At 57.9% G+C, this 9129-nt stretch carries 7 protein-coding genes; 5 read left to right on the top strand and 2 right to left on the bottom strand.

The window, feature by feature from the left end; all coding sequences use genetic code 11:
- Positions 1-462: 462 nt before the first annotated feature.
- Both CRX69_RS27560 and CRX69_RS27555 read right to left on the bottom strand, forming a co-directional pair.
- Positions 463-1683, bottom strand: a complete 1221-nt coding sequence (locus tag CRX69_RS27560) for a CaiB/BaiF CoA transferase family protein (protein ID WP_076383120.1) — start codon at positions 1681-1683, stop codon at positions 463-465.
- A 13-nt stretch (positions 1684-1696) separates the two neighbouring features.
- A complete protein-coding gene (locus tag CRX69_RS27555) occupies positions 1697-2878 on the bottom strand; it encodes an acyl-CoA dehydrogenase (protein WP_025216186.1) in 1182 nt (393 codons plus the stop codon).
- Between the two features lie 157 nt (positions 2879-3035).
- Between CRX69_RS27555 and CRX69_RS27550 the strand changes: the two genes are divergently transcribed.
- From CRX69_RS27550 to CRX69_RS27530, 5 genes are all read left to right on the top strand, one after another.
- The gene (locus CRX69_RS27550; protein WP_076386503.1) at positions 3036-3932 is read left to right on the top strand and encodes a LysR family transcriptional regulator; all 897 of its coding nucleotides are present in this window, start codon (positions 3036-3038) and stop codon (positions 3930-3932) included.
- Between the two features lie 434 nt (positions 3933-4366).
- Positions 4367-5488 carry a Re/Si-specific NAD(P)(+) transhydrogenase subunit alpha gene (locus CRX69_RS27545; protein WP_047230082.1) on the top strand — a complete coding sequence of 374 codons (1122 nt, stop codon included), beginning with the start codon at positions 4367-4369 and terminating at the stop codon, positions 5486-5488.
- A gap of 15 nt (positions 5489-5503) precedes the next feature.
- A complete protein-coding gene (locus CRX69_RS27540) occupies positions 5504-5827 on the top strand; it encodes an NAD(P) transhydrogenase subunit alpha part 2 (protein WP_003187010.1) in 324 nt (107 codons plus the stop codon).
- Entirely contained in the window at positions 5827-7263 is a 1437-nt protein-coding gene (locus CRX69_RS27535; protein WP_047230081.1) for an NAD(P)(+) transhydrogenase (Re/Si-specific) subunit beta, read from the top strand. Before CRX69_RS27540 ends, CRX69_RS27535 begins: the two co-directional genes overlap by 1 nt.
- A 198-nt stretch (positions 7264-7461) precedes the next feature.
- Entirely contained in the window at positions 7462-8955 is a 1494-nt protein-coding gene (locus tag CRX69_RS27530) for an acetyl-CoA hydrolase/transferase family protein (RefSeq protein ID WP_047230080.1), read from the top strand.
- Positions 8956-9129 lie beyond the last annotated feature (174 nt).

The raw sequence follows: 9129 nt of genomic DNA, 5'->3' as shown, positions 1-9129 counted from the left end.
GGGTTGAGCCTTTCGTCTCAACCGAGGCGCGCATTCTACAGCGCCCCGRGTATCTGTCAAGCGGTTATTTTAAGAAGTTTTCAAAGTTTCCTCTGCAACTTCAACCACTTGCGCTTCCGATCTCTCGTTAGCGGGAGGCGAATTCTACAGCGTTACTCGCTGCTGTCAACACCTCTTTTTGACGCTTTCGATCGAGAAGATCGAATCGTTAACGGAGCCAGGAAAACCGCCCCACCAACTGCTTCCCAAGCTTCGATGACCTGAAGCCCTGCGCTGCCTAAAATCGTTTAACTCATTGAAACTTAATGAGTTTTTCGTTTCGACTGCGCCGGAAGTGGGGCGAATTATAGACGTCCAGAATTTGCCGTCAACCCTTAATTTCGTTTTTCTATCAATAAGTTGCAGGGCATTCGAAAAAGCCACCGCGCCCCTCAAAAAGCCTCTTCTATATAGAAGAGAGAATCAGAGCACCCCAGCCTCTCTCAACCCCGTCACCATCGCCTCATCCAACCCCAATACTCGCTGCAGGACATCCCGCGTGTGCTCCCCTAATAAAGGAGGCGCATTGCGATATTCCACCGGGGTCTCGGACAGCCGGATCGGGTTGGCAACCTGCGGCACTTTACCCGCCAGTGCATGAGGCAACTCCATCGCCAGCCCACGCGCCTGGACCTGAGGATCAGCAAACACCTGGGACAAATCGTTGATCGGCCCACAGGGCACACCAGCCTGCTCCAACTGAGCGACCCATTCGGCAGTGGTCTTGAATACCGTCGCCTGGCGAATCAAAGGTATCAATACTGCACGGTTCGCCACCCGCAACTTGTTTGTCGCAAAACGCGGGTCATCAGCCCACTGCGGCTGACCCGCGACCTCGGCGAACTTTCGGAACTGACCGTCATTGCCTACCGTAAGGATGAAGTCACCGTCAGCCGTAGGAAAGTCCTGATAAGGCACTATGTTCGGATGAGCGTTGCCCAACCGCTTCGGCGCGTTGCCCGTGGTCAGGTAATTCATCGCCTGGTTCGCCAGGCAAGCCACTTGAACGTCCAGCAAGGCCATGTCGATATGCTGCCCGCCGCCGGCATGATCGCGGTGAGCCAACGCTGCCAGGATGGCCACGGTCGAATAGACACCAGTCAGGATATCCGTCAGCGCCACCCCTACCTTCACCGGGCCCGCCCCCGCATCACCTTCAGGCCGGCCGGTGAGACTCATCAAGCCCCCCAACCCCTGGATCATGAAGTCATATCCGGCGCGCTTGGCGTAAGGACCGGTTTGACCAAACCCGGTAATCGAGCAATAGATCAGTTGCGGGTTGATCGCCTTCAGCGAGTCGTAGTCCAGGCCATAAGCCGCCAGCCCACCTACCTTGAAGTTCTCAATCAGAATGTCGGACTTGGCCGCCAACTCCCGCACCAACCTTTGCCCCTCGGGGTGCGTGAAATCGATGGTCACCGATTGCTTGTTGCGATTGGCCGACAAGTAATAGGCCGCCTCGGTGGTATTCTCGCCAGACGCATCCTTCAGGAACGGCGGTCCCCAGGCGCGCGTATCGTCGCCACCACCCGGCCGCTCGACCTTGATGACCTCAGCTCCCAGGTCCGCCAGGATCTGACCAGCCCACGGCCCGGCCAGCACCCTCGATAAATCCAGTACCCGCAGATGCGAAAGCGCGCCCATGCCGTTCCCCCTATTAATAGAACGCCTGGATACCGGTTTGCGCACGCCCCAGGATCAGTGCATGAACGTCATGAGTACCTTCGTAAGTGTTCACCACTTCCAGGTTGACGAGATGGCGAGCGATGCCGAACTCATCGGAGATGCCATTGCCACCCAGCATGTCCCGCGCCATGCGAGCAATATCCAGGGACTTGCCGCAGGAGTTGCGCTTCATGATCGATGTGATTTCAACAGCGGCCGTACCCTCATCCTTCATACGACCCAGACGCAGGCATCCTTGCAGGGCAAGGGTGATTTCAGTCTGCATGTCGGCCAGTTTTTTCTGGATCAACTGAGTGGCAGCCAAAGGACGACCAAACTGCTGCCGATCCAGGGTGTACTGGCGCGCGGTGTGCCAGCAGAATTCGGCAGCACCCAAGGCCCCCCAGGAGATGCCATAGCGAGCCGAGTTCAGACAGGTAAAAGGCCCTTTCAGCCCACGCACATCAGGAAAGATGTTTTCTTCTGGAACGAAGACGTTATCCATGACGATCTCGCCAGTGATCGAAGCGCGCAGACCGACCTTGCCGTGAATCGCCGGTGCACTCAGGCCTTTCCAGCCTTTCTCGAGAACAAAGCCACGGATGTCACCGGCGTCATCCTTACCCCAGACGACAAATACATCGGCAATCGGACTGTTGGTGATCCACATCTTGCTACCCGTGAGGCTGTAGCCGCCTTCTACTTTGCGCGCACGGGTAATCATCGCTCCCGGGTCGGAACCGTGGTTCGGCTCTGTCAGACCAAAGCAACCGATCCACTCGCCGGAAGCCAGCTTCGGCAGGTACTTCTGCTTTTGAGCTTCGGTACCGAACTCATTGATCGGCACCATGACCAACGAGGACTGCACGCTCATCATCGAGCGATAACCTGAATCAACGCGTTCCACTTCACGAGCGATCAAGCCATAGCTGACGTAGTTCAAGCCGCTGCCGCCGTACTGTTCAGGAATGGTTGCGCCCAACAAGCCGACCTCACCCATCTCACGAAAAATCGCCGGGTCGGTTTTTTCATGACGGAACGCTTCCAACACCCGCGGCGCGAGCTTCTGTTGGGCGAACTGCTCGGCAGTGTCGCGAATCATGCGTTCTTCTTCGGTGAGTTGCTGGTCCAACAACAATGGATCAATCCAGTTGAAACTCGCTTTACCGGCCATGAAAGAATCCTCGCCAATCAGATTAAAAATCGTGGATTGATCCTAGGCGCGCTTTCCTATCAGAGCAAACGAGGATTACGCACGCTCTTGTGCTAATTTCTCACTCCGTAAACGCCCTGAACCCCGTTTACGATCCTGACGAGTGAGGTTGATGTACATGCGCAGAAAAATCCCCAGCACCGCCGCTCTGGTCAGCTTCGAGGCCGCCGCACGTCATGAGAGCTTCACCAAGGCCGCACAGGAGCTTTCCCTCACACAGGGCGCTATTTGTCGACAGATCGCCAGCCTGGAGGACTTCCTCGGTGTGGAGTTGTTCCGACGTTCACGGCGGGGAGTCAAACTGACAGAGGCCGGACTTTCCTACAGCCGCCGCGTTGCCACTCAACTGGACGCCGTGGAGCGCGATACTCTTTCAGTGATGGGGCATACCGGCGCCAACGTGATAGAGCTGGCAGTGGTTCCGACGTTTGGTACTCAATGGCTGCTACCGCGCCTCAAGGACTTCCAACAGCAGCATCCAGAAGTCACGGTCAATCTGACCAATCGCACGCGGCCGTTTCTCTTTGCGGATACGGATTTTGACGCAGCCATTTATTTCGGCGATGCGGACTGGTCCGGTACCGAATCCCACAAGCTGATGGGAGAAAACCCGATGCCCGTGTGCAGCCCTACCTTACTGGGCAACCGGAACAGCCTGACACCGCAAGCCATCGCCGAACTGCCCCTACTTCAGCAAACCACCCGCCCGTATGCGTGGCGCCAGTGGTTCAACGCTCAAAACCTCAATATCGCGCGAGACCTGACAGGCCCGCGTTATGAACTATTCTCCATGCTTGCCCAAGCGGCGATGCATGACATGGGAATCGCCTTGATTCCACCTTTTTTGATCCAGCGCGAGCTGGCCGAGAAACGATTGGTCGTTGCCAATCGAAATGCCTTGTCGAGCATCAAGGCCTACTACCTGATGATCCCCGAACGAAAGGTCGAATCGGCCTCTCTGAGGGCTTTTCGCGATTGGCTGGTCAATCAAGCTAGTAGCTACAGCCTTGATTAACAAGGAAAAACTCTATATCCGACTCCGGTAGTAAGCTAATCAAAAGCGCTACAGATATAAATTTATGTCGCATACAGTCAATCTGTTACGAAATCAGTACCGTAGTCTCATAACCGTTCAAATACGTGGCTTTGAGCCACGTTACGCAGCTCATCAGGGTTCATTCACGTCGCCAATGGAAAAATCGTCAAATTTGGCCTGAAACCCTGGAAAGCCCAGCCTACAAGGGATATATGCCGATCATTGCGACATTCGGTCACAGGGTGACTTGTAGTTAATTTTCCGTCACCCGTCATAATCCCTTGAAGGGCTGAATTTTCGCCTGCAAAATGCCGCGCCCCGCCTGATTCGGCGGGATCGTGCTGATCGGCCGCCCCAGCCGCACCATCCGAAGTGCCTGGGTTTACTCAATAAGATCACGCAGGAGATTTGACGTGCACATTGGTGTTCCTCTCGAAACCCAGACGGGTGAAACGCGGGTTGCTGCAACCCCGGAAACCATCAAGAAGCTGATCGGCCAAGGCCATAAGGTCACTGTTCAAAGCGGCGCCGGCATCAAGGCCAGCGTTATCGACAGTGCCTATGAAGCAGCGGGCGCCACCATTGGCAGCGCCAGTGATGCTTTCGGGGCCGAACTGATTCTCAAGGTGGTCGCCCCCAGCGACAGCGAACTGACGCTGATCAAGAGCGGTACCGTTCTGGTGGGCATGCTCAATCCGTTCAATAACGAAACCATTGCCAAGCTGGCCGAACGCGGCATTACCGCTTTCGCCCTTGAGGCCGCGCCACGTACCTCCCGCGCCCAGAGCCTGGATGTGCTGTCGTCTCAAGCGAACATTGCCGGCTACAAGGCCGTGCTGCTGGCCGCCCACCATTACCCACGCTTCATGCCTATGCTGATGACCGCCGCGGGTACCGTGAAAGCGGCGCGGGTGCTGATTCTCGGTGCTGGCGTGGCTGGGTTGCAGGCGATTGCCACGGCCAAGCGCCTGGGTGCGGTGATCGAGGCGTCGGACGTGCGTCCGGCAGTGAAGGAACAAATCGAATCCCTCGGCGCCAAGTTCGTCGATGTACCTTACGAAACCGACGAAGAGCGTGAATGCGCCGTCGGCGTTGGCGGCTACGCCCGACCCATGCCCGCCAGCTGGATGCAGCGCCAGGCCCAGGCCGTGCACGAGCGCGCCAAGCAGGCTGACATTGTCATCACCACCGCATTGATTCCGGGCCGCAAGGCACCGACTTTGCTCAGTGCCGAAACCGTCGCACAGATGAAACCCGGCTCGGTGGTCATTGACCTCGCGGCAGCCCAGGGCGGTAACTGCCCGCTGACCGTGGCCGATCAGGTGGTGATCGAAAATGGCGTGACCATTTGCGGTCCGACCAACCTGGCCGGCGAAGTCGCGGCAGACGCTTCGGCGCTGTACGCCCGTAACCTGCTGGACTTCCTGAAGCTGGTCTTCACCAAGGAAGGTCAGTTCGACGTGAACCTGGAAGACGACATCGTCGCCGCGTGCCTGATGTGCCGCGACGGCCAAGTCATCCGCAAAAACGCCTAAGCAGGGATTCAGACAATGGAAGAGCTTATCTCCCCCGGTATCTACAACCTGATCATCTTTGTGCTGGCGATTTATGTCGGTTACCACGTGGTCTGGAACGTAACGCCCGCGCTGCACACACCGCTGATGGCGGTGACCAATGCCATTTCGGCCATCGTGATCGTCGGCGCCATGCTTGCCGCCGCACTGACCGTGACCCCGCTGGGCAAGACCATGGGCACCCTCGCCGTGGCCCTGGCCGCAGTGAACGTGTTCGGCGGCTTCCTGGTGACGCGCCGCATGCTTGAGATGTTCAAGAAAAAAGCCCCGAAAGCCGTAAAAGAAGAGGCGCCCAAGTAATGAGCATGAACCTGGTAACGACGCTCTACCTGATCGCGTCGATCTGCTTCATCCAGGCCCTCAAAGGCCTGTCGCACCCCACTACATCTCGCCGAGGCAACCTGTTCGGCATGCTCGGCATGGCGCTGGCGGTGCTCACTACCGTGGGTCTCATCTATAAGTTGGGCGCCGAGCTGGCTACCGCAGGCATCGGCTATGTGATCGTCGGTCTACTGGTCGGCGGCACTGCCGGGTCGATCATGGCCAAGCGCGTCGAGATGACCAAGATGCCCGAGCTGGTGGCGTTCATGCACAGCATGATCGGCCTGGCCGCGGTATTTATCGCCATCGCCGCCGTGGTCGAACCGCAGTCCCTGGGCATCGTCAAGCAACTAGGGGATTCAATTCCGGCCGGTAACCGTCTGGAGCTGTTCCTTGGCGCCGCCATCGGTGCAATCACCTTCTCCGGTTCGGTGATCGCCTTCGGCAAGCTGTCGGGCAAGTACAAGTTCCGCCTGTTCCAGGGCGCACCGGTACAGTTTGGCGGCCAGCACAAGCTCAACCTGATCCTGGGCCTGGCAACACTGGGTCTGGGCCTGATGTTCATGTTCACCGGCAACCTCGGGGCATTCGCCCTGATGCTGGCCCTGGCGTTTGTGCTGGGCGTGCTGATCATCATCCCGATCGGCGGTGCCGACATGCCGGTGGTAGTGTCGATGCTCAACAGCTATTCCGGCTGGGCTGCAGCGGGTATCGGCTTCTCGCTGAACAACTCGATGCTGATCATCGCCGGCTCCCTGGTGGGTTCCAGCGGTGCGATCCTCTCGTACATCATGTGCAAGGCGATGAACCGTTCGTTCTTCAACGTGCTGCTCGGCGGTTTCGGCAACACGGCGGATGCCGCTGGCCCGGCAGGCTCCAAAGAAGCCCGTCCGGTGAAATCCGGCTCGGCTGACGACGCCACCTTCCTGCTGACCAACGCCGATACCGTGATCATCGTGCCGGGCTATGGCCTGGCGGTGGCACGGGCGCAGCACGCGCTGAAAGAGCTGACCGAGAAGCTGACCCATCACGGCGTGACCGTCAAATATGCGATCCACCCAGTGGCTGGTCGTATGCCCGGGCACATGAACGTATTGCTGGCCGAGGCCGAAGTGCCTTACGACCAGGTGTTCGAGATGGAAGACATCAACTCCGAGTTCGGCCAGGCCGACGTGGTGCTGGTACTGGGTGCCAACGACGTGGTCAACCCGGCGGCGAAGAACGATCCGAAGTCGCCGATTGCCGGCATGCCGATCCTCGAAGCCTTCAAGGCCAAGACCATCATCGTCAACAAGCGCTCGATGGCCAGCGGTTACGCCGGCCTGGACAACGAGCTGTTCTACCTCGACAAGACCATGATGGTGTTCGGTGACGCCAAGAAGGTTATCGAAGACATGGTCAAAGCGGTGGAATAACGCTCACTGCTTCGCCACTAACGCCCCGACTTGTCGGGGCGTTTTGATTTGTATCAAGGCCGAACGTTACCGATCCGGTAATAATGTTTTGCCTGAAACGCCCGTAATAGACGCCTTAAATGCGACTTTTGTAGCGGGTCGGGCACGGCGCGAATTCACTAGACTGCGCATCCAGCTTCCAGCCCGAGATAACCACCCATGTACCGTGATCGCATCCGCCTGCCCTCGTTGTTGAACAAAGTGATGAGCGCTGCAGAAGCAGCCTTGCTGATTCAGGACGGCATGACCGTCGGCATGAGCGGTTTCACCCGCGCCGGAGAAGCGAAAGCAGTGCCCCACGCCCTGGCTGAGCGCGCCAAGGTCACGCCACTGAAAATCAGTCTGATGACCGGTGCGAGCCTGGGGAACGACCTCGACAAGGAACTCACCGAAGCCGGCGTACTGGCCCGGCGCATGCCATTCCAGGTCGACAGCACGTTGCGCAAGGCGATCAACGCTGGCGAGGTGATGTTCATCGACCAGCACCTGTCGGAAACCGTCGAGCAATTGCGTAACGCCCAGCTCAAGTTGCCGGACATTGCAGTGATCGAAGCCGTGGCCATTACCGAGCAGGGCCATATCGTGCCCACCACCTCGGTGGGCAACTCGGCCAGCTTCGCTATTTTCGCCAGGCAGGTCATTGTTGAAATCAACCTGGCCCACAACCCTGATCTGGAAGGGTTGCATGACATCTATATCCCGACCTATCGCCCGACCCGCACACCGATTCCCTTGGTGAAGGTCGACGACCGTATCGGCAGCACCGCCATCCCGATACCGCCGGAAAAAATCGCCGCCATTGTCATCACCAATCAGCCGGATTCGCCTTCGACAGTCATGCCGCCGGACAGCGACACCCAGGCCATTGCCGATCATTTGATCGGCTTCTTCAAACAGGAAGTCGCCGCCGGGCGCATGACCAATAAACTCGGTCCATTACAGGCCGGGATCGGCAACATCGCCAATGCCGTGATGTGCGGGCTGATCGACTCCCCATTCGAAGACTTGACCATGTATTCAGAGGTCCTGCAGGACTCTACATTCGACCTTATCGACGCCGGCAAACTGAGCTTCGCCTCTGGCAGCTCCATTACGCTGTCGGGCCGGCGCAATGCCGACGTATTCGGCAATCTGGAGAAGTACAAGGACAAGCTGGTCCTGCGCCCCCAGGAAATTTCCAACCACCCCGAGGTGGTACGCCGCCTTGGCATCATCGCCATCAATACGGCACTGGAGTTCGACCTCTACGGCAACGTCAACTCCACCCATGTCTGCGGCACGCGGATGATGAATGGGATAGGCGGCTCGGGGGACTTTGCGCGTAATGCACATCTGGCGATTTTCGTGACCAAGTCGATCGCCAAGGGCGGCGCAATTTCCAGTGTCGTGCCGATGGTCAGCCACGTGGACCATACCGAGCACGATGTCGACATCCTGGTGACGGAGATTGGCCTGGCCGACCTGCGTGGCCTGGCGCCAAGGGAGCGGGCGCGGGTGGTCATCGACAATTGCGTGCATCCGTCCTATCGCCAGGCATTGAACGAGTATTTTGAAGCGGCGTGCGCCTTGGGCGGACATACACCGCACATCCTGCGCGATGCACTGAGTTGGCACCTGAATCTGGAAGAGACCGGGCAGATGCTGGCGGTTTAATACAGCTGGATCACCCTGGCAGCAAATACAGTTTTCACTGGCCATCGCTTTCAGCCCACAAACCACAAAAACTGTACTACTGTACCTGTGATTTCCTACAGCAAACTCCTACACATCTCCGCTTTCACAGCAAAAACGCACGAAAATAGTGCACACAGGTACAGTTGCCTCAAT

The sequence above is a fragment of the Pseudomonas rhizophila genome, assembly GCF_003033885.1.
Classification (GTDB): domain Bacteria; phylum Pseudomonadota; class Gammaproteobacteria; order Pseudomonadales; family Pseudomonadaceae; genus Aquipseudomonas; species Aquipseudomonas rhizophila.
Note: the sequence above shows the minus strand (reverse complement) of the source record. Positions and strands in the feature narration are given on the sequence as shown.

Bases quoted from the DNA above. Each gene is read 5' to 3' on its own strand.
- CRX69_RS27555 (WP_025216186.1), bottom strand. From the start codon at position 2,878: ATGGCCGGTAAAGCGAGTTTCAACTGGATTGATCCATTGTTGTTGGAC.
- CRX69_RS27535 (WP_047230081.1), top strand. From the start codon at position 5,827: ATGAGCATGAACCTGGTAACGACGCTCTACCTGATCGCGTCGATCTGC.
- CRX69_RS27560 (WP_076383120.1), bottom strand. From the start codon at position 1,683: ATGGGCGCGCTTTCGCATCTGCGGGTACTGGATTTATCGAGGGTGCTG.
- CRX69_RS27540 (WP_003187010.1), top strand. From the start codon at position 5,504: ATGGAAGAGCTTATCTCCCCCGGTATCTACAACCTGATCATCTTTGTG.
- CRX69_RS27550 (WP_076386503.1), top strand. From the start codon at position 3,036: ATGCGCAGAAAAATCCCCAGCACCGCCGCTCTGGTCAGCTTCGAGGCC.
- CRX69_RS27530 (WP_047230080.1), top strand. From the start codon at position 7,462: ATGTACCGTGATCGCATCCGCCTGCCCTCGTTGTTGAACAAAGTGATG.